This is a genomic window from Caecibacter sp. AF58-12pH5A, assembly GCF_027681725.1.
GTDB lineage: Bacteria > Bacillota > Negativicutes > Veillonellales > Megasphaeraceae > Megasphaera > Megasphaera hominis.
Genome location: NZ_JAQDBC010000040.1, coordinates 1 through 21,025, shown reverse-complemented (window position 1 = coordinate 21,025; position 21,025 = coordinate 1). Strand labels below are relative to the sequence as shown.

Genomic DNA, 21,025 nt, shown 5'->3' with positions numbered 1-21,025 from the left:
TACCAATAATCTGTGCCGTCGAGTATGGAATAGGCGAATAACGCTGGATCGAACAGAGGGACTTCGCCACTGATATGAGCATATTCAATAACACAGATGTGGCCCATGTTTCCAGTGACCTCCAGAGAGCCGTAGCTTGGGAACCGGAGTCTAGTTTTCGCTCCGTCTTTTAGGGATATCATTTCTGTCTGATCTATGGTCCATTTTTCTCTTTCCCATTTGTTGCTGATGATGGTTTGGCCTTCAATTCCCCAGCCTTTGATTATTTCATTGGCAGCTAATTTCAGTACCTTTTTGTCACTGTTGTTTTGGATTTTCGTGAGGAATTGGCCTTTCCTTAGGAATAGGTCGCCGTCGCTCGTAAGTAATGGCGGGTCAGCTCCTTCTAGTTGTATTTCTTCTGTTTTGAAGTCAGTCTTGTCAATTTTGTACAGGTAAGTTTGAATCACGGTAGGATCGGCTTCGCTGTTTAAATCGACCGCAACATAGTATGCCTTATCCGTGATGTAAATCTTGGGATAGGCACCGGCGTATAGTTGCTTGTTGCTGAGTGTCTTTAGCACGGTTTGTCTTGTTTCATTACCTTGCGCAATCACTTGAAAGACCAGTTCCTTCGGTGATTTTGAATTGATATAGGCGACGACAATGTTATTAGCATCTATTTTACAATCGAAGAAGTTGCTGTGAATCATGTCTGCAGGAACCAGCTTGTTTCTATCGAGTGTCACATGCTGATACGCGTCGTTCGGATCAATGAAAATGCAGGCTGTGTGTGTTTTGATTTCAATAATCGTGTCCTGGCTCCACGATACAGCTCGTTTTTCGTGACGCAGTGTAAGCCAGCTAGCGGCGAGGAGGACGAACAGGATGAGCGAGAATGTAATTGTCAGTCCTATCTTTCTCTTCGCTGTCATGTTTCGTAATCGAATCACGTAGTATCCCTCAATTCTTCCAGTTCCGCTTCCTTTCAGGGACAGCCGGGAATGTCTTTTTGCCACTCTTGTGTCACAAATTATATTTTCCCAAAAAAGTATTATGGCTTATGACGATACGCCATGTATTATTTGTTTGAGATATGCACTCTAGCCGGATATTAGCACGTAGTAAATAGCATATTTTCATTATAAGGTATTCGATTCAATCTATTCAATATATTTTAATTATACATCCCATATTATTTTTAATAGTAAGGTTTCCTTAGGTGTGAAATGGCTGACTAGGCGGCCTGGCGGAAGCTTAGCCGGTTCGACTATTCTTTTTCGTTGCGCACAAAAGCCCACCTGAGTGTTGCTCAGATGGACTTATATCATAGGAATTTCAAGTTTCCATTTCACTTGTTTTGATTATAATCACAGCGCTGGCATTGCAGCAGGGCGTGTTCGTTATCCTCTTTGTGATAAGCTCCGGACCAGCTGCAAATACATTGCAAAATAGGGACAACGGATACTCCTTTTTCGGTTAAGGAGTATTCAACTCTCGGTGGTATTTCGTCGTATTGTTTTCGGTTTACAATGCCATAGGCAATTAATTCTTTGAGTGTTGTTGCTAAAACGGCGTCAGTAATATTGGTCATTTCTTTTCTGATTTCGCTGTAGCGAAGAATCTTTTTTTCAGCAAGTACGCAGATGACCCTAGATTTCCATTTGCCACCAAATACTTCCAAGCCATATTCTAATGGACAGCGTATGTCCTTCTCCATTTTGTGCTGGTACATCCTATCATCTCCTAATCGCTCTAACCGTATTATACCTGGCAACTATGGGTATCTCAAGTTACTATGAAATTTATAAGTAGCTAATAAATTAATTTATATCTTTTGTTTGATAAGTAATGCTGTTATCCTATAGTCGTGCAAAGGAAACAAATATTCACTGTAGAATAGGAGGAATTGATGATGAACGACAAAGTATTAGCAGTGTTGAAAGAAAGCATGTGGGATTTGGCTACTTGCAGCAAAACAGGTGAACCCAATGTGGTTCCTGTTGCCTTTAAGGATGTGACAGCTGATGGTAACTTGGTTGTCGGTGATGTATTCTTAGAAACGACCTTACAAAATCTAGCAGAAAATGACGGTCGTATTGCAATTTCTGTCTATAATGCAAAATCCTTGGAGGGCTACCAGATAAAGGGAACAGCTGTACACATTACGACAGGTGAACTAGTAGATTCCTTCAAAAAAATGGTCGAATCCATGTTTCATGGTGCGGCTACGGCCAAAGGCGCACTTGTTATTACACCGAAACAGATCATAGTTACAACGCCTGACGGAGACAACAAAAAGGTGTTGAACTGATGTATCATACATTCCCTCAGCATTAAGCTGCGTTCGATGCTGAGGGAATTTTTTCTGTCTTTTCCTGGCTCATTCTATTGGTCCATATTGTTTTTCCTTGTTATAATAAAGAAAAACAGAACGATTTGTCAGGAGCGCTGGGCCATGCAAACGGTAGAACAATTTTTTAAGCGGCATCATGTACATAAAATTCGGAAAACAAACAAATTTAAAGAAGAATTTTCGATATGGGATTGGGCTGCGCCTATGATTCAGGAGCCGTCCGTGCTGCAGGAGTATGTGCAGCACTTAGGCCTCGTCGGTGCAACAATCCAGAGCGTATATATTGCCGGAGATATGGTTCGCTTTCTTTCTCAGCTCCCTGCGTGGCGTCTCTATCCTGAATCGACAGAAAAGTTTAAAGAACACTGGGATTTTTTCAAAGTATTGGCCAAGCTGGAACGCATGTATACAGTCGATGTGGCTTTCTCAGATTTGGCTGACCCTATCGTATTGGTGACGGACCGGGGGGCCTTTGAAATCGCATTCAGAGAAGCTGGTACGGTGTTCCTGACGAAAAATCAAATTCCTGAACGGCTTTATCGGCATGATCCACTCCGTCAAGGCTCCTTTGACATGACACGTCTCTTCCACTGCCTGATAGGAGATCAGATTGCCCGTTTTCACGTGACACCGGCAGCGTATTCAGACATGGAAGACCAGATTACCGGTAATTATGGGATCGAACTGGAAGACGATTTGCCAGCGTATATTTATGATTTCACGATTTCCATGAAAAGCGGCCTGCACCTGCGTTTTTCCCCCTATTACAATTGGGGACGCCTCGATTTGCTCGATGCAAAGGGCACACCTGTGAAAATACTGACATCGAAGCTAAATAGGTATTTAAATTATCCCATAGGCTACCAAGAAAAAGGCTCGTCACGCAGCCGGCGTGATGATTCAAGCCAGTCTTCCCCATCCTTCTGAAATATTTCTGTCAGAGGTAGTTCGCTGTTTCCAATGGATAGCCTATCCTTCCGCGATATAGAAAAACGCTTTTTCTTATTGCGCATAGAAGACGAGGATACTGAGCTGATGCAGGTGGCACAGGCTTTTCCACATGATCCACATGAGTGGGACATAAACACCATGCTGGTCTACGGTTACATCGATCATGATCAGGGACTTCTCTTGGAGGTATTAGCTATGGCAGCCTGCGATATCGATGGCTTTATCTTGTATCGCGGTGATGATACGCAAAGCGTAAAACTAGTTGCCTACGAATATTCCTATCATGACGTCATGGCTCTTCCGTCCTGCCCTGTAGCCAATGCGTTTTTGCAAAAGGTCACGCAGGTTGAGGAAGAATGTGCCGTAGCTGACGACGTGCAACGGATTCGCACGCTGGAATGACTCGATCCGTATCGAAAAGAAGGTGTGCCTGATACGATAGCGGTCGTTTTTAGACGGCCTGACTTTTTCTCGGAAAGGTGCAGCGTTCACTGCGAGGCCTGTCAAGAAGACAAAATCAGCGGCACCTTGCTAGACGAACCCAAAGGCAATCTGGGCGTTCATGAAGGCGATGTAATCACCTTTGTCCGGGAACAGGACGAAGATGGTCGTGCCATTCCTACGTGCTTCTTGTGAAAACGTGACAAAAAATCTCCGCTACAGGACAATGTATCCTGAAAGCGGAGTTTTTTTTATATCTTTTTATTCACCTTTACGCCAGTCTCTTGTGATGCTCACGCTTTCACCAACATATAGCGAATCATCTAATATAAGTTTTTCTGCAAAATCCACCAGAGAAGGAATCGTTGTGATGTATCCTTTTGCCGGTTCTCCTTTTACAGTGAGGACGTAGTCCTGGGCAGTACCGTCCTGGAGGTAACCCGGTCGCAGGATGGTGTAGTCAAGGTCACTGGCTTCAACGATATCTGCGGCTTTTTGATTTGGTATTTGTGCCGGTTCGTTTTTGACGTTGTCTTCTCCATCCATTTCGTCAGGGATTTCGTTGTATATCCCGACGGCGCCCATGAAAATAAGTCTGCGCAGATGATGCTTTTGCATGGCTGTGACGATGTTTTTGGCGATCTGCGGCAAGTCATTTCCTGAAATGGCGCAGTATACTACATCTTGTTCAGTCATAGCTGCATCAAGGTCGGCCGGAATGAGGGCATCGCCATTGATGATGCTGCCGTTTTCTATATGGGAAAAGGTCTCCTTGGCATGGCGCGAAAACAGGGTGAGTTCCAGGTTCTTATTACTCGTCAGCCTTTTCGTGATGGCTTTACCGGCTGTGCCGCTTGCGCCTAATAATAGTACTTTTTTCATATTATCCTCCTACCAGTTCATGGCAAATTCTACGAATTCCGGATTTTCCGATTTGCCAATCAAGGGTTCATTCTTGTCCAGGTTGCGCAAGGCGGCTATTTCATCAATTGTGAGCTTGAAGTCAAAGCTGTCGATATTTTCTTTGATTCTTTCTTCATGAATGCTTTTGGGAATAACGATGATTCCCTGCTGTGTGAAAAAACGGAGAAGAATTTGGGCTGCCGTCTTTTCGTATTTTTTGGCGAGTTTTACTATTTCCGGCTGGGCGAACATTTCGTTTCTATGTCCTTGGCCCAAAGGTGCGTAGGCCATGTGGGCTACGCCGTACTTTTGCAGCCATTGGTGTTCTTGTTGCCGCTGGCAGTAGAGGTTGGTTTCTATTTGGTTGACTACTGGGATAACCTTGTTGAAATGAATTAGGTCGATCATCTGGTCCGGTTCAAAATTGGATATGCCAATGGCTTTGATGGAGCCCGTTTCCTGTAGTTTTTCGAGAGTTCTCCAGGCGGCGTAGCGGTTGCCAAAGGGCCAGTGTAATAATACGAGGTCGACATAGGATGTACCGAGCTTTTCCAGTGATTCGAGGACTACTTGTTCTGTATCATCATAGGATGGAAAATTGACTTTGGTGACGATAAACAGTTCGTTTCTTTCTATGCCGCTTGCTTTGATGGCTTTGCCTACTTGTTTTTCGTTGCCGTAGGCCTGGGCTGTGTCAATGAGGCGATAGCCTGATTGGATAGCCGTATATACGGATTTTTCGCAATCTTCTCCTGTGTTTTGGAAGGTGCCAAATCCAAGCAGGGGCATTTGCATGCCATTGTGCAGAGTAATATATTCCATGGTTGTACCTCCTGGTTTTTGTTGTGCGAATGGTAGCTTCGTGGTACTCTAAGAATATCAGGTTCGTGTTACACGAAGTCAAGCTTTTGTGAAATAATATTTTCCCGGAGGTTATGCCATGATCTATTCACTAAAAAAATTTGCTAATATGTTCAAGGTTACGGAATATACCGTTCGCTACTATACGGATATCGGTATTCTCCCTTGTATGCGGGATGGGGCCAATCGGCGCAGGTTTACAGAGGAGTCTGTGAATTGGATGCAGGGAATTGTGTGTTTGAAGGGCTGCGGCGCTTCTATCGAAGCTATCAAGGAGTATTGTGACCTTTGTCTGCTTCCAGAGTCTGATGAGACGTTACGGGCGCGGTATGAAATTATCCTCCGCCAGCGGGAGCAGGCGTATAAGCGGATTGAAGAAGCAAAGGCCACGGCTGCGTATATGGATCAAAAGGTGCGGCATTATGAGGAAATTTTGGCTGGGCGGATTCCGGATGATAGTAATCCTGGTACTTGGACGGAAAAGACGCGGCCTAAGATGCATTAGAAAAAAGCCACTGTATCGCGCTTATAGAGCGTGATGCGGTGGCTTTCTTCTATTATTTGCTATGGACGCTGATGTGTTCCTGGTTGTGCTGGCCCTGCTGGGCTTCGTCTACCATGGCGATGGCATAGTCGGCATAGGAGATGGTGCTTTCACCTTTTTCGTTGGTTGTGAATTCTTCGCCGGCTAACGTGTAAGAACCTATTCTGGGACCTTCGGCCTGGAAGTCGGCTGCCGGGCTGATGTAGGTCCAGTTGACGTCTGTGCGCTTACGCAGGGCATCTAAGGACTTTTTCATGCCTTGAGCGACGGGCTGGAAGGCGTCGGGGAATGTGGGCAGGTCGGAGATCATGGTGGTGTGGGTCTGATCTGTATAGAGGCTGCCGGCGCCGCCGACGACGAGGAGACGTGTCTTTGTACCGGCGAGGATGTCCGAGAGGTGACCCAGGGTGGCACTGTGCTGGTCCATTTTTTCGGGATCCCACGTACCAAAGGCGTCGATGACGACGTCAAAGGATGCCAGGTCCTCTTTTGTCAAGTCCATTATATCTTCTTGGATGACCTGTGTAGCGGCACTTTTGTTGTCCCTACGGACGATGGCTGTTACGTCAAGCCCCCGTTCAATCGCTTCTGCTGTAATGAGTTTTCCTGTTCTGCCATTGGCAGCTACTACTGCTATTTTCATGAGTAATTCCTCCTTGTTTTTTTGTTGTAATTTATTTTATTACAATAACTATAGCACGGGTTAGATGTAATGTCAACAATTATATCGATTTTTATTTCCTCATTTTTTTGTAAATGAAAACCAGGCATCTCCCGTGGGGGTGGGAAATGCCTGGTTTTCAAAATATGGGTTATTTTTCTCCAAAATGGAGTCGGGAAGGCTATTGTTTGGCCATGAGCTGCTGAATCTGAGCTTTCATGGTTTCGATTTCCTGCTGCTGGGCTGCGCGGTCTGCTTTTACCTGGGCCAGTTCCTGACGCAGTTCCATGACAACGCGGTCTGCTTCGTTCTTCGCATAGGCCTTGGCCGAATTGCCCTGGCCGATCTTGAAGGTAACGCCGGCGTTGAACATGTTGTTGTTATCGCCTAAGGTTGTGCCGACACTGACAAAGGTGGCTGCATTCGGATGGTAGAACGCACCGAGAGCTACGGCATTGGCCGAACGGTAGTTGCCGTACCCTACAGAGAAGTCCCATTTATCTTCCGGATTGAATTCTCCCGGATGGAGGGCTGCCAAAGCAGCAGCACCGGCACCTACTTTATCGACGCGGTGACCGAGGCCATTGACGCGTTCGCTCAGGTTGTAGAACTGGCCGCCGTTGATGGCATCTTTAGAGCCTGGAGCAACGTTGCCGTCCTTGACGTTCGTAATGGACGTGTTGTGCATGTCCATACCATTATTATTGATGGTCGGCCCGTTGTTGATGGTGACGGAGTCGACTTTGATGTCTTTGTTCAGGCTGACTTTCAGATTGCTGCCCGAAGCAGTGGTAGTGATATTCTGATTATCCCCTTTGATACCGAGTTTGCCATCTTTGCCGAGGCTGGTGGTATTGCCACTGTCGTCAGCAAGTTTCGTTTCGATGACGGCGGCTGCACCCTTGGTCGTAGTGGCTGCGGCAGTACCCGTTGCTGTACCGCTGGAACCGGAATCCGTTTTTGTAGAAGCATCAAAGGTAACGGAGTCGGAGCCAGAGTCTTTGAAGAGGGTGTTAATGGTATAGGTTGTGCCGTTGGCGCCAGTACTCTTGTCCAAGCTGATGCCGTTGTCAGCAACAAGATTAATCGTGGCACTCTGCAACTGTGCTACGTTGACAGCATCTGTAAGTTCTGTACCTGCTGCAACGCCTGTGATTTGACGGGTAATGCCTTTAGAAACATTGCCTACAGAAACGGCAGCTTCTGTAGAAGTCCAGACGTAATCCGCACCGGCTTTAGTAGCACCGGCAGGAACGTAACCGTCTACCCCAGCAGCTGTCGAGGCAATAGAACCATAGCCGAGGGCTACGCCACCATTCTCCGAGACATTCGCATTATAACCAAGAATTGTGGCATCACTAGCTGAAGTCGCAAGGGCAGATCCTGCAGAACCCACGATGACGGAGTTTTCTACCGTATCCAGCGTACGATTGTCGCCCAAGAGCTGCGTTAAGGTGACGTCTGTAATTTTATTATTAGAACCGAGAACGCTGGCATGATGGCTGCCAGATGACTGGTTATTGAAGCCATCGATAAAAGTGTACTCATCGTTTTCCGATTTGTTGTTGACACCCATGAACTGGGAATACGTCGAGCCTGTAACTTCGTTGCCACCACCGATGACCAGGGCTGCACCGCCAGAGCTGTTGCGGACACCGTTAATGAGGCTTTGTTGCATAGCTGCTACGGAGTTCGCTCCGGCAGTTAATGATCCTGTATCAAATTTTTTATAAGAGTCACTGACAGTATTTCCAGCACCCAAGACGATGGAGCCATTGCTGTTGGAAACCTTATTTGCCGTACCAGTAATGACATTTGCCACACCAGAAACAGGTTCCTTGCCAAAAGATTCGTTCGAATTAAATGTACCGACTACTGTTGCAAAGCTATCCTTAAATCCATTGCTGATAGTATCAATGATACCAGCTCCTGTATACTCGGAGGTTTGAACATTATAACTACCATAGGTTGTAGCGAACATAGCATTAGTATACGAGTTGGTTCCTACATTCGTCGTCGCTACGCCGAGAGATTTCATTTTACCCGCTGTCGTATCACCAATGGCTGCATTATCATTTAATGTGTGATCGCCCACAAAGATAGAGCCTGTACGGGCATATGTATTAGAACCTACAGCTATGGCAGCCGGGAGGGTTGCATTTCCTCCGTTAATATTTGTTAAAACGCCTTCTTGTTGACCAGCATTAATAACGGTTTTCGCATTATAACCAACTTGGATATTAACCGGGTCAGTTGCGGATCCTTCATGAACAATGTCATTACCTGCCGCAAAAGCCACGGGCATAATACTGCCGGTTAAGACGAGCACTGCCAGGGCAGCACAAAGCTTGCGGGCCTTCTGCCAGCCTTGACGTGTTGAAGCGTGATGAAATGTGTGTTCCTGAGATACGTTCCCCAAACGTTTCTGATTAGACATATACATTTCTCCTATATTATTTTTACCTATGCATTACCTCTACTTTGCATGCTATAAGCTATAATTAGTTTAGCATACTCTATATTTCTTAACAATAATTCACAGTAATGATAATTTTACTTATTCTCATCATTTGCTTATGAGAAACACAGTGGAAAGTCGCTGTATTACAGGATTTTCACCTAGCATTCTAGAACGCCCCTGCTTTTCTATATCAAGATTTTATATTTTCTTTACATTCTTTCTGAAGAGAACAAAAAAGCCAGCCATCGCAATGTACCCTGCGATGGCTGGCCGTATAGTTTGTTTGTATAAAATGTAAGAACTAAATATGAGTCATTTCTCACAAAAAAACACGTATTACAAGCTTAGGCTCTTAGAAAATGCAGAAGAGCGGACGCTTTACCTTAGTGGGGGGTTAGGTAAATGGTCCGCTTTTCCGAAGTGAGGAGGGTCTGTATGCTTTTGCATAGGGAAGTTATGCCTCTTTCTTTAATATAACTATAACATGTGCTAATGTTTCTGCCAATTATACGAATGTATACATTTCCTGTTATAAGCTGAAAAGCAGGCATTTCTAACGCTGTTTCATGGCAAAGGAAAGAGCTGAATATATTTATTAATTTGCCTCTCTCCCGGCTTTGCCGTACCCTCCCCGAAGCCCGCTTCGGGGAAAGCCTATGCTTTTTAACCAAAATCGAATAGCGAAAAGGCTTTCTCCGAGAGCGTATCGTGCCTGTGCGCACGATACGCCGTTACTACTCAATACTTGAATGAAATCAAGTATTGAGGCAATTAGTGGCAATGACGTTGATGTAATAAGCCGGGATAGAGGTTGAATCCACAGAAATGCCCTCTTCAGTCCCAGCTCCCCCATAGGTGGTACCTTTTTTAGAACGCCCTGCTTACTGTGGCACTGTAGGTCACGCCGCGTTGTACGCCTGCCCAGCCTGTGACGTGAAGGTCAGCGCTCCAGTCGTGATCTTTATCGATTTTGCTTTGCCAGCCCAGTTCCAGCATGCCGCTTGAGCCTTTGACACCGGCTACGGGCGTATCAAAGGTGCCATAGCGGGCTTCACCATTATCGCCAAATTCATAGTTCCAAGCGAGGCCTGCATAGTACGATGTTGTCGGGCTCACGTCTTTGGTCCAGCGGAAGCCGAGTCTCGTGCGGTACGAGTTAATGCTGTCGAAGCTGTACTGGGCTGTACCCAGGTCACTGTGCATCTGCACGGAGTCGCTGCCCAGGTGAGTCCAGAACACCTTGCCGTAATAGTCGATAGAGGCCATGTCTTTCTTTACGATCTTCCCTGCTCCCAGCATGGCACTGACGTATGAGGCACTCGTGTCGTAGCTGGCCATGTGATTACCGATGACGCCGTGGAAGTCGCCGTTGGTGCGGCCGGCACGGACCATGGCTTCGTAGTGGATGCCGCTAGCAAGGTCTCTGCGGGCCAGGAGGCCGGCACCGATGTAGCGTTGGTCGCCGTCGCCTCTGGCGCCGTCGTCGAGGTGACTCGTATAATTTCCGTTACCATATTCGAGGAACGGCATGAGGGTGTCTGTGTGGCCTGTTTTGTTGGTTCGTTTGACGAAGCCCAGGTTGGCGTTGAGGCCGTACGTATCAACGTAGGAACCCGTGTCAGCACGCAGGTCGTGGCCGCCTACTACCAGGTAGGGCGTGAAGTCACCTTTGGTGTCGGCATCGCCGTTCCAGGCAGTGAGGGCACCGTCGTAGGCGGCAGTAGCGGCAAAGTCGCTACCGGTGTTGACGAGGCTCATCGCTGCGGCCCGGTCTTCGGCGAAGAGTTTCGTGTCAGCGTTCAGGGTCGGCTGTGTGCCTTTGCGGATGCCGATGACGACGGTGTTGTCGTCTTGTTTCCAAATGGAAACCTTACGCTGCAGGAAGGTCGCATCAGTGAGGACGTCTTTGCCGTCCAGCATGGTGTACGTGGCGCCAGTGTCCTGCAGTGCGCTCGTACCGGAAATGAGGTTGATGACTTGGCCTTCGCTGAGGTTCATCGTTTCTTCTACGCCGGCCTTGACCGTGGTGTCCGTCAGGTCCGCTGTGCCTGTGACTGTGAGGACCATGTCACCAGCCACGGTATCTGCCGGGACGTAGAAGTTGTAGTTCTGGAAGTGATCCAGGTTGGCGACACTATTTCCTTTGGCGTGGACATTGAGCGTATTGCCTGTACTCGTCTGGCCGATGCCACCGGAGAGTGTCAGGTTTTCTCCTACTAAGGCTACGTAGAGGTTGACGGTATTGTCGTTGGCTGCTGCTGAGGCAGATTGGCCGGCGATGATGCTGTCCATGACGGTGCCGCCGTAGTAGTTCACGGTGTTGCCATTGGCATCGCTCTGGGAATCATCCGGGTCTGTGATGGCCGCGTTAGCATCGGCCAATGTGGTGATGATTGTGGAGAGACTCGACTTCAGGTCGCTGTCCGTACCCAGGACGCCGGTGGCGCCGCCGTAGACGCTAGTGACTGTGCCGCCGGCCAGGTTGACCGTATTTCCTGTAGCCTTGCCGTAGCCGGAGACGCCGCCGTAGAGGCTGGTTGCCTGCGAGTCTGTGCCTATGGTGACGGTGTTCGCAGTTGCTGTGCCTTGGAGGGCCAGGCCGCCGATGACGTTATCCGTTACCTTGGTATTCGCTAAGGTGACCGTATTTCCTTGGGCTGTTTCCGTATGGGTCCGCTTGAAGGTGATGCCAGATTTGCCGAGGGTATCATCCACGGTGGTATTGACCACGGCTGCGCCGCCGAGGACGGAGGAGGTAATGGTGCTCCCAGTGAGGCTGACCTTGTTGTCATTGGCCGTGCCGGTGGCGGTTAGGGTGACGGTGCCGGGTGTGCTTGCCGTTTCTGCCGTGCTTACGGCTGCTGCCTCGCCCGTTTTCTCCAGGGCACTCAGGGTCACTTCCGCTTCACCGCCTACAACGCAGCCGGACTGGTAGTCAGACATAGAGACTGTGTTGTCGTTACTGGTAACGGTATCGGCATAGGAGCGGCTGTCCGTAGCCGTGGCGGGAACGTTGATGGTAATCAGCCCGCCTGCCCAGCCGCCATAGACGCCGTCCATGGTGGATATCGCCGGCGTAGCGGCGTCGCCTTGCAGGGTGACAGTATTGCCCGTGGCGTTCTGCTGAATTTGCGCCGTCGTCTTATCGCTGGGAATGAAAGGGGAATTCGGATAATCTCCCTCCATTCTAGCCCAGCCGCCATAGATATTGCTGTTGCCTTTTTCGGAAAAACCGTAGACATTCTCCACAGCTACGGTATTGTTATTACAGCTCTGCGAGAGTGTGCCTGCCGTATCCAGAACAAAGGCAGCATACGTATCTGCATAGCCGCCGGCAACAGCTCCCAGGATTGCCACATTTTTTACGCTGACCTGGTTGTCATTGGCATTACCGCCTTCAGTATAGCCGCCTACTATATTTCTGGTATCTTCCCCGTAGCCTGTATCAGGTGTGCCTAGAGACCAATTGGCCTGCGCGTCCGTACCGGTACCGAGGATTTTCCCTGTCAGGGAGACCTTATTGCCATTGGCGTCGCCGTAGGTTGTATAGCCACCGTCGATGTCAATGGAATGATTCGGCGTATCCAGCTGGTAGGTAATTGTAACCGTATTATTGTTGACACTAGAGGGTTTCATGAGGGCAGCTTTTTCGTCCATAGTAAGACTATCATCGTAAAAAAGATCCAGGCCCTCGATATAGCCGCCGTAGATGCCGCTTTTAGCGACTGTATCCACCAAGGTCACGGTGTTGCCATTGGCTTCAGCTTGGAAGGTGCTGGGTATCAAGGTGTTATAATCATCGTATTGATCGAGAGCCATACCACCGTAGACACAGTATCCCACTTGAGAATTTTCCAGGTACACTGTATTCCCATCAGCAGTCAGGAGGGTCAGGCGATCCGGATTTGCTGTATACGAATTGGTGCCATAGTCATCCATAATCCAGTTGTGAGCGCCATAAACCTCCGAGGTTATGGTTGAATTTCTCGCTTTTACCGTATTGTTGTCTGTATGGATGATGAGCTGGGGAGAAATGGTGATATGGTCATTATCAAACCCATCATAGGTAAAGAGATTACCTTCTGCCATGCCGCCGCAGATATCTTGCACGGTGCTGCTATCGACAGTAACCTGGTTGCCACTGGCCTGTACGGTCAAGGTCACAGGCACAGTCACGGCCTGCGCAGATGTACTAGCTGAGGTTATTTCTGTAAAGCCTGCGGCGTAGCCGCCATGGACAATCCATCTGGGTGTATACCGATCAGTTATTTTAGGTTCCACCAAGCCGTTTAAAGAAAGGGTGTTGTTGTCCGCTGTATAGGCCGCAGCATAGGATTGGGACAGGTCATTGAGCGTAATCTGATTGTAATCGGTCAGGTTTTCCGGATCTGCGTTGATGCCGGAAAGGCCGCCGTAGATGACTTGTATGGCTGTGCTGGTCTGGCTATTTACCGTCACGTTGTTGCTGCTGGCTGCGCCGGAATGGGAAAAGCCGCCGGTCATATCGCCGGTAATGGTGCCTGTCGTGTCCACCGTCAGGGTGTTACCTGTGGCATCGCCGCCAGAGGCGTAGCCGGCGTAGACATTGCCGTCAACAGAGCCGGGAGTACTGATGGTCAGCTCGTTGCCGACGGCATTGTCCCCTACTTCTGTTGTTTTACCAAGATAGACGTCTTCCGTTTCTGCTGTGGTTATGGTCTTGGGCTCTTCGGTGATGTCTTTTGCGTAGAGCGGCATCGTAACCACGGTCGTGGCTAGGAGTGTAGCCATGATTGAAGCGTATAGAACAGAGTTCTTTCTTTTCATAATTTCTTCCTTCTTCCCAAAATGCGAATCAAGATGATTGCAATATTCACATACTTATTATAGCAAAAATGGATATATTTTACTAATCTGATATATGTGCGGAAAAGGAAAGACCCGCTCCGCCAGGACTTGATTTGTATCTGGCGGAGCGGGGTGAGATTTTTTTTGAGTACGTGCCTCAGTTTTATTACCTTTCCATTTAGAATGCCCTGGTCACAGAGACACTGTACGTTACGCCTCGCTGTGTGCCGGCCCAGCCGGTAAGATGGAGATCGGCACCCCAGGGATTATCCTTTGTGGCTTGACTTTCCCAGCCGATTTCTAGCATGGCGCTAGAACCTTGGGTGCTTGGACTCGGAGTGTTGAAGTTGCGGTATTTGGCATGGGCGTCGCCACCAAATTCGCAGTCCCAGGCGAGTCCTGCGTAGTACGATTTCGTTTCGCTCTGATGTTTTGTCCAGCGCAATCCCAAACGCGTGCGATAGGAATTGATGCTATCGAAATAGTAGCCGGCTGTGCCCAGGCTGTTGTGCACGACGACGCTGTCACTAGAGAGGTGATCCCAGAAAAATTTCCCGTAAAAGTCATAGCTTGCGTTTTGGCCGGCAGGAACAATTTTACCTATACCCGCCATAGCGCTGACATAAGGCGCACTGCTATCATAGCTTGTCTGATACCCTGCAATACGTCCCTTGAAATCACCCTGTAAGCGGCCGGCCCGGACCATCCCTTCATAATGAAGACCATCACTTTGATCGCGGCGGACGATGACGCCACCGCCGATGTACCGCTGGTCGCCGTCACCACGGGCACCGTCATCGAGGTGGCTGGTGTAATTTCCATTGCCATATTCGATAAAGGGCAGGATGGTATCGGTATGGTTTTTGCCGTATAGCCGGCGGACGAGGCCCAGGTTGGCGTTGAGGCCTTGTGAGTCTACGTGCGAGCCTGTGTCTGCACGCAAATCATGACCGCCTAGAACGAGGTAGGGCGTAAACTGACCACGTATGCCGTGTTCGGCTGCATAGGCTGAGACGGCACCGTCATAGCCATTCGTAGCAGCGAAATCAGCAGCAGTCGTCAAGGTATGCATGGCTGTGGCACGGGCTTCTGCAAAGAGCTTCGTGTCGGGTGAGATGTGCCACGGTGTCGGTTCCGGTGTTGTGTCATCGCTTGCAGGATTGTCGGGCTGAGTGTTCGGATCATCCGTTGTGTCAGAATTATCGTTCAGGCCATCATTGGGTTGCGGTTTCAGATCGTCCTGAGGCACTTCCTGCCAGGCTGGCAAGTCCATGACGATGGTGTTGTCATCTAGTTGTCTGACCTGAGCACTCGCTACGAGATATGCCGGTGTAATGACTTCTGCCGAGTCTGTCAGAAGCCCGTACGACGTTTCATCATCTACGTTTAGGGTATTGGCATAGAGCAGCGTAATGGTTTTTGGGGTGTCGCCCAGTACCTTATCGCTTTGGATGCCGGCTCTGATGTTAGCGCCTTTGGGGTTGGCTGTGCCCGTGACAGTGAGCATCGTATCGTCCGTTGTCATATCGGCCGGAACGAGGAAATTGACGTTTTGGAAATCGTCTATATTGGCTACTGTCAGTCCTTTGGTGTAGACGTTGAGGGTATTGTCCGTGCTTTGGCCTGTGCCTGTATCGTTGACCCAGCCACCGTAGAGGGTGGTGGTGGCAGCGAAGGTCCCGCCTTTGAGGTTGACACTATTTCCCGTGGCATTACCGGCAGCTGCATAGCCGCCGTACACATCAGCGTTTACGGTACCGCCACTGATGGTGACTACGTTTTCTGATGCGTCGCCAGTGCCTTTTGTTTCACCACCATATATATTCTTTCCTATGGAGCCGCCTTCGATATTTACTTGATTTTCCGTGGCAGTGCCTGCACCAGCTTCCGTAAGGGATGAACCACCGTAAACATTACGCGTTACTATGGCGGTACCTGAAATGGTTACAGTATTTTGCTTTGCCGAACCAGTAAATGCGGCTCCCCCGCTAACGTCTATGTCAACAGTCCCACCGCTAATATCGATGCTATTTTCTTTAGCATCGCCTAAGCCCTGATTCAGTCCGCCATAAGCAGCCAATTCTACTGTGCCGCCTGTCATACTAATGGAGTTATTAGATACATCGCCTTTAGCTTGTTTCGTAGTATCAAGGTCAATCAAACCACCTGCAATATTACTCCAAATATAACTTTCATCCTCAATATTCAGTTCATTATCCGTTGCCGATCCATATTTTGAATAGCCACCTGCAACAAATATACCATATAGCGCTTCACCATTACCTACAATGGTGCTGCCACTGAGGGTTACAGAATTGTTTGTGGAATCGCCAGACTTACTTGCCAGACCCCCATATACAGTGCCTAAGAAAACATGACCATCTTTAATAGTTACGATATTCTTACTGGCACTGCCATAGTATGAATAGCCGCCATAGACATTCACTACAACCTGTGTACTTTGTATACTCACTTCATTGTTTGATGCCTCGCCGGTGCCTTCTGTATCACCGCCAATGACATTGCCAGTTGCGATGCTGCCATACATTATGACTTTATTGCCCGTAGCTGAAGCTGTACTTGAGTTTGAATCAATATACCCACCATATACATCACCGTAGCTATAATAGTTTAGATCACCGGCAATGCCTTCATTCAAAATCATGGTATTTTTTGTCGCTGCCCCATCTTCTGCATAACCGCCGTACACATTCCCAACGACCTCGCCAGGATACTGAATTGTCAGCTTGTTCCCTACTGCATTGTCCCCAGAGGTGTCAGCTTTGCCACCAAATGCATTCCCGGTCTTAGTATCGCTAATTGTTTGTTCAGGATTTGTAATGTCCGCTGCCTGTGCTGAGAAGGTTCCCACACCCGAAGCCAGGAGCGTCAACATGACTGATACATATAGCAAGCCCTTCCGATTTCCCATACTACAACCCTCCTATTTCAAAATAATTTATTCAAGAACATTTTGCTTTATATATATTATAACTAAAAGAGATAAAACTTTCTATAGCATATAAGTGTTTTTTCTTATTTCTAACTATAAAAAAAGAAAACAGGCACACACTTCGCAGCAGTGAGTCGTGCCTGTTTTCAAAATAAGGAGCTATCTAATTCACGTAATCCTTCTCTACCTAAAGGTGATGTTTATTTTAGAATGCCCGGCTGATAGTGGCAGCGTAGGTGAAGCCTTGTCTCTTGCCTATCCAGCCGCGGGCGCGCAGGTCTAACCCCCAGGGGTTGTCTTTGGTAATTTTCTTTTGCCAGCCCAGTTCCAGGAAAGCACTGGAGCCTTTGAGACTACTAGACGGCGTCGTGTAGTCGCCACGCCAGGCTTTGGCTTTGCCTGCGAATTCATATTCCCAGGCCAGGCCTGCGTAATAGGCTTGACGTTGGTCTTTATGCTTGGTCCAGCGGAAACCCAGACGGCTGCGGAAGGAGTTTACGCTGTCGAGTTCGTATGTAGTGGTGCCTTCATTAGTGCGGATTTGGACGGTATCGCTACCCAGGCGTGACCAGTAGAGTTTACCATAGAAATCGTATTCATTTCTATCGCGGGTATATATCTTGCCGAGGCCCACGTGAGCTGCCAGGTAGTTGGAGCTCGTGTTGTAGCCGAAGTGGTAGCTGGCGATGGTGCCATGGAGATCACCGCTGAAGCGGCCGGCGCGGATCATGCCTTCGTAGTGGAGGCCATCGGTCTTGTCGCGGCGGACGAGAATGCCCAGGCCAGCATAATGTTGGCCGCCGTCACTGCGGGCATCGCGATAGTGGACGGTGAAGTTGCCGTTACCGTATTCAAGGAAGGGCATAGATGTGTCGATGTAGTCTTCGTGGTACGAGCGCTTGACAAAGCCCAGTTCGCCGTTGAATCCATCTGTGTCTACGTCCGCACCTGCGTCGTAGCGGAGGTTGTGACCGCCGAGGACGATGTAAGGTGTGAATTTGGCCTTAATGGAGTGGTCTTCAATCCAGCCTGCTTCATGGGCGGCGAGGGCACTTTCATAGCCGTCGTTAACGGCCAGATCGGAGCCTTCATTGATGAGGCTCGTGCCGGCATCTTGTCCTTCTGTGATGACTTTCGTTCCCGGGTCGGCTTGGGGCTTGCTATCGCCTGGTACGTAGAGGACGATGGTGTTGGGGTCTTGTTTTTTGATGAGGACCGTGCGCTGGATGAAGTTGGCATCTGTGACTTTGTCTTTCCCATTCATCATAGAGTAGGTCGTGTCATCTGTGGCGATGGGCTGGTTGGCATTGTGGATGAGGTTGATGACTTCGCCTGGGGCGAGCCGGGTCGTGTCTTCTACAGCTGCCTGGATGGCTGCGCCGCTGACGTCTGCCGTGTCGGTGACTTCGAGCATGGTTTCACCGGCGACGGTGCCTGCCGGGACGTAGAAGTTGAGGTTTTGGAAGTAGCCTAGGTTTTTGACGGTGACGTCTTTGACGTAGAAGTTGAGGCTGTTGCCGGAGGTTATGCCTGTGCTGCCTGGCCGGCCGCCGTAGAGGCTGGCTGTGGTCGCGATGGAGCTGCCTTTGATGGTGACGGTGTTGCTTGTGGCGTTGCCGTTTTCGGCATAGCCGCCGTAGATGTCGTCTTGGACGGTGCCGGCGTTTAGGGTGACGCTGTTGTTTGTGGCGTCGCCATTGCCTGCGACGGAGCCGCCATAGGTCTTACCGGTTACAGTGCCGCCATTGAGGATGATTTGGTTGCCGTCAGCCGTACCGGTGAATCTGTTTTTTATGGCTTCAACGTTAGCCTGGACGTTTGCTATCTGTGCCGCTTTCGCCTCATCGGTGAGAGCGGGATTGTTCTTTATTTCTTCTATGCGCGCATCTGCCTCATCCAGCATATTCTGTACTTCTTCGTCCAGCTGCTCCGAGCCGCCGTAGATGTTGCCGGTTACGTAGCTCTTATCCTGCAGGATGAGGGTGTTGTTTGTTGCGGTGCCGATGTAAACGGTGCCACCGGCAGCATTTCCTTGGACCTGGCTGTTATCTTTGATGGTCAGGGTATTGCCTGTAGATTCGGTCGTTTGGGAAAGGCCTGCTACGGCATTACCGGATACGCTGCTGGTGCCGGAAAGGAGCAGTGCATTTCCTGTAGTGCCCATTTGGGCATAGCCGGCGTACACGTCAGCTCCTATAGAGCCGCCACTGACGGTGAGGCTGTTCTGATTGGCCGCGCCACTCGTAGAATAGCCGCTGTACAGGGTGCCGCCTACGCTGCCGCCACTGAGGGTGAGCGTATTTTTTAGGGCTTCTCCTGTTTTAGAGGAGCCGCTGTACACATCACCTGTTACGGTGCCCTTTGTGATGGTTACGTTGTTTTGGAGGACTTGTCCGGCTGTTTTGCTGCCGCCACCTATGATATCGCCGCCTACAGAGCCGCCGCTCATGAGGACTTGGTTTTGTTCTGCCGGTTTGGTGGAGGCAGAGCCGTCTTGATAGCCGCCATAGGCGTTTCCTTTGATTGTGGCCTGATTTTGGATATAGAGGATGTTTCCTGCTACCTTGCCACTGTTGCTTAGGCCGGCGTAGACATTGCCGGCGCCCGTGCTGCTGCCTACGCTAGCCGTGTCCTTAAGGATTACCTGATTGTCTACGACATCGCCAAGGGGAGAGACGGCGCCGTAGACATTCTTTGCCACGGTACCAGCACTGATGGTCACTTTGTTGCCCTGGGCCAGGCCAGAATAGGTATTCGCGCCATAAGCTTCAGCGACACCGGAGCCGCCACTGATGGTCACTTCGTTATTCAGAGTATCGGCACGGCCAGCGGCAGAAAAACCAAAACCTGACAAGGTATAGGCGCCGTATAGTGTACCGCCGGTCAGGGTGCCGCCGGTCATATTGATTTTGTTTCCAGAGAGGAGCGTACCTTCCCGCGTGTAGCCGGCTATGACGGAGCCAGCAATAGTGGCACTATCCTGGATATTGACGATATTTCCTGTGGCGTTCCCACTGACACTGTAGCCGCCGTAGACGGGAGGGTTGCTCCCTTGTACGGCAGCGCTGCTACTTAGTGTTACGATGTTGTCATTGGCATTGCCTTCACCTGCTTCACCGCCAGTGACGCTAGCGGCTGTGCCACCGCTCATGAGGACCTGGTTTGCTGAGGCTTCACCGCTGCCACCGGTGACACCGCCATGGACCAACCCATGGATTGTGCCGCTTTGGATGATGACTGTATTGTGCATGGCTGTACCGTTGCTTTCCTGTTCTGCTACACCGCCATATACGGCATTGCTAGTGCCTGTGCCGATATAGCCGTCGGAATTTAGGGCAATGGTAATGGTGTTTCCGTTAGCATTGCTGTAGCGGGACCAGCCGCCGGCAGCGACATTCTGTACGATGGCTGAGCCTGAAAGGGCCAGTGTGTTTTGCAGTGCGCTTTCACCTTCGGTTATGGTGTAGCCGCCGTAGGCGTTCTCGTATGTGCCGGAGGAAATGGTCTGCTGCTTGTTGCTGACATCTGCGGCATGGGCAGGTGCAGTCCCGTTTAGGAATAGCAAAGCCGCAAGAATGGACATTTTTAGTACCGTATCTCTTCTTCTCATTATGATCCCCACCTTTGAGACGAAAGAAAATATTCCCGTTTTCTTTATATATATAATCATTATATCAAATAATTATATATTTTGGTATTATACGAAAGTATACTCCAGAAAAACGTATTAAAACGGCAGGTATCTCCGCATTTGAGAAATACCTGCCGTTAATCAGCTATGTGCAGTGGATGGTTGGTCAAGACTAGCCTTTTGGGAGGCCTGCTTAGAACGCCCGTCCAATGGTTAACGTGTAGTCAATGCCCTTCTTCATGCCTACCCAGCCTCGTAGTTTGACATCTGCGTTCCAGGGGTTGTCTTTGTGACTTTGGCTGGACCAGCCCAGTTCTAAGAAGCCGGCGTCGCCCTTGCCATCTTTTTCGGGGAGATTGAAGTTGTTGTATGTGGCTCGGGCTGTACCGTCGAATTCATGATCCCAGCCAAGGCCTACGTAGTAGGTTTGGTTTTCCTGGTAATGCTTCGTCCAGCG

General features: G+C 49.3%; 15 protein-coding genes. 5 read left to right on the top strand and 10 right to left on the bottom strand.

The window, feature by feature from the left end:
• Together PGX44_RS12245 and PGX44_RS12240 are read right to left on the bottom strand one after the other, a co-directional pair.
• Nucleotides 1-932 (bottom strand): hypothetical protein (locus tag PGX44_RS12245; protein WP_498855572.1); only part of this gene is annotated, 932 nt, incomplete at its 3' end.
• 398 nt (nt 933-1,330) lie between these two features.
• Nucleotides 1,331-1,714 (bottom strand): winged helix-turn-helix transcriptional regulator, encoded by a 384-nt coding sequence (locus tag PGX44_RS12240; protein ID WP_498855571.1) that lies wholly within the window; start codon nt 1,712-1,714, stop codon nt 1,331-1,333.
• Nucleotides 1,715-1,891: 177 nt separating this feature from the next.
• Between PGX44_RS12240 and PGX44_RS12235 the strand changes: the two genes are divergently transcribed.
• The 4 genes from PGX44_RS12235 (at nt 1,892) to PGX44_RS12220 (ending at nt 3,922) form a co-directional block, all read left to right on the top strand.
• A complete protein-coding gene (locus tag PGX44_RS12235; RefSeq protein WP_498855570.1) occupies nt 1,892-2,293 on the top strand; it encodes a pyridoxamine 5'-phosphate oxidase family protein in 402 nt (133 codons plus the stop codon).
• A 144-nt stretch (nt 2,294-2,437) separates the two neighbouring features.
• The gene (locus PGX44_RS12230; RefSeq protein WP_498855569.1) at nt 2,438-3,262 is read left to right on the top strand and encodes a hypothetical protein; all 825 of its coding nucleotides are present in this window, start codon (nt 2,438-2,440) and stop codon (nt 3,260-3,262) included.
• 33 nt (nt 3,263-3,295) lie between these two features.
• Nucleotides 3,296-3,688, top strand: coding sequence for a hypothetical protein (locus tag PGX44_RS12225; protein ID WP_498855568.1), 393 nt, complete (start codon nt 3,296-3,298; stop codon nt 3,686-3,688).
• A 126-nt stretch (nt 3,689-3,814) separates the two neighbouring features.
• Nucleotides 3,815-3,922 carry an SH3 domain-containing protein gene (locus PGX44_RS12220; RefSeq protein ID WP_498855567.1) on the top strand — a complete coding sequence of 36 codons (108 nt, stop codon included), beginning with the start codon at nt 3,815-3,817 and terminating at the stop codon, nt 3,920-3,922.
• A gap of 66 nt (nt 3,923-3,988) precedes the next feature.
• Here PGX44_RS12220 and PGX44_RS12215 read toward each other — a convergent pair whose 3' ends face one another.
• Together PGX44_RS12215 and PGX44_RS12210 are read right to left on the bottom strand one after the other, a co-directional pair.
• Nucleotides 3,989-4,609 (bottom strand): NAD(P)H-binding protein, encoded by a 621-nt coding sequence (locus PGX44_RS12215; RefSeq protein WP_498855566.1) that lies wholly within the window; start codon nt 4,607-4,609, stop codon nt 3,989-3,991.
• Nucleotides 4,610-4,618: 9 nt separating this feature from the next.
• Nucleotides 4,619-5,452, bottom strand: a complete 834-nt coding sequence (locus PGX44_RS12210) for an aldo/keto reductase (protein ID WP_498855565.1) — start codon at nt 5,450-5,452, stop codon at nt 4,619-4,621.
• Nucleotides 5,453-5,570: 118 nt separating this feature from the next.
• On the opposite strand from PGX44_RS12210, the gene PGX44_RS12205 reads away from it, so the two are divergent.
• Nucleotides 5,571-5,996, top strand: coding sequence for a MerR family transcriptional regulator (locus PGX44_RS12205; protein WP_498855564.1), 426 nt, complete (start codon nt 5,571-5,573; stop codon nt 5,994-5,996).
• 52 nt (nt 5,997-6,048) lie between these two features.
• Here PGX44_RS12205 and PGX44_RS12200 read toward each other — a convergent pair whose 3' ends face one another.
• The 6 genes from PGX44_RS12200 to PGX44_RS12175 all read right to left on the bottom strand — a co-directional run.
• A complete protein-coding gene (locus tag PGX44_RS12200) occupies nt 6,049-6,678 on the bottom strand; it encodes an NAD(P)-dependent oxidoreductase (RefSeq protein WP_498855563.1) in 630 nt (209 codons plus the stop codon).
• Nucleotides 6,679-6,877: 199 nt separating this feature from the next.
• Nucleotides 6,878-9,133 carry a YadA-like family protein gene (locus tag PGX44_RS12195; protein WP_498855562.1) on the bottom strand — a complete coding sequence of 752 codons (2,256 nt, stop codon included), beginning with the start codon at nt 9,131-9,133 and terminating at the stop codon, nt 6,878-6,880.
• Between the two features lie 891 nt (nt 9,134-10,024).
• Nucleotides 10,025-13,927, bottom strand: a complete 3,903-nt coding sequence (locus PGX44_RS12190; RefSeq protein ID WP_498855561.1) for a hypothetical protein — start codon at nt 13,925-13,927, stop codon at nt 10,025-10,027.
• A 235-nt stretch (nt 13,928-14,162) separates the two neighbouring features.
• Complete coding sequence (locus PGX44_RS12185) at nt 14,163-16,916, bottom strand: autotransporter outer membrane beta-barrel domain-containing protein (protein WP_498855560.1); 2,754 nt, start codon at nt 16,914-16,916, stop codon at nt 14,163-14,165.
• A gap of 226 nt (nt 16,917-17,142) precedes the next feature.
• On the bottom strand, nt 17,143-20,547 hold the full coding sequence (locus PGX44_RS12180; RefSeq protein WP_498855559.1) for an autotransporter outer membrane beta-barrel domain-containing protein: 3,405 nt from the start codon (nt 20,545-20,547) through the stop codon (nt 17,143-17,145).
• A 214-nt stretch (nt 20,548-20,761) separates the two neighbouring features.
• On the bottom strand, nt 20,762-21,025 hold a 264-nt coding region (locus tag PGX44_RS12175; protein WP_498855558.1), incomplete at its 5' end, for a hypothetical protein.

Bases quoted from the DNA above. Each gene is read 5' to 3' on its own strand.
- PGX44_RS12240 (WP_498855571.1), bottom strand. From the start codon at position 1,714: ATGTACCAGCACAAAATGGAGAAGGACATACGCTGTCCATTAGAATAT.
- PGX44_RS12235 (WP_498855570.1), top strand. From the start codon at position 1,892: ATGATGAACGACAAAGTATTAGCAGTGTTGAAAGAAAGCATGTGGGAT.
- PGX44_RS12230 (WP_498855569.1), top strand. From the start codon at position 2,438: ATGCAAACGGTAGAACAATTTTTTAAGCGGCATCATGTACATAAAATT.
- PGX44_RS12225 (WP_498855568.1), top strand. From the start codon at position 3,296: ATGGATAGCCTATCCTTCCGCGATATAGAAAAACGCTTTTTCTTATTG.
- PGX44_RS12215 (WP_498855566.1), bottom strand. From the start codon at position 4,609: ATGAAAAAAGTACTATTATTAGGCGCAAGCGGCACAGCCGGTAAAGCC.
- PGX44_RS12210 (WP_498855565.1), bottom strand. From the start codon at position 5,452: ATGGAATATATTACTCTGCACAATGGCATGCAAATGCCCCTGCTTGGA.
- PGX44_RS12205 (WP_498855564.1), top strand. From the start codon at position 5,571: ATGATCTATTCACTAAAAAAATTTGCTAATATGTTCAAGGTTACGGAA.
- PGX44_RS12200 (WP_498855563.1), bottom strand. From the start codon at position 6,678: ATGAAAATAGCAGTAGTAGCTGCCAATGGCAGAACAGGAAAACTCATT.
- PGX44_RS12195 (WP_498855562.1), bottom strand. From the start codon at position 9,133: ATGTCTAATCAGAAACGTTTGGGGAACGTATCTCAGGAACACACATTT.
- PGX44_RS12190 (WP_498855561.1), bottom strand. From the start codon at position 13,927: ATGGCTACACTCCTAGCCACGACCGTGGTTACGATGCCGCTCTACGCA.
- PGX44_RS12185 (WP_498855560.1), bottom strand. From the start codon at position 16,916: ATGGGAAATCGGAAGGGCTTGCTATATGTATCAGTCATGTTGACGCTC.
- PGX44_RS12180 (WP_498855559.1), bottom strand. From the start codon at position 20,547: ATGAGAAGAAGAGATACGGTACTAAAAATGTCCATTCTTGCGGCTTTG.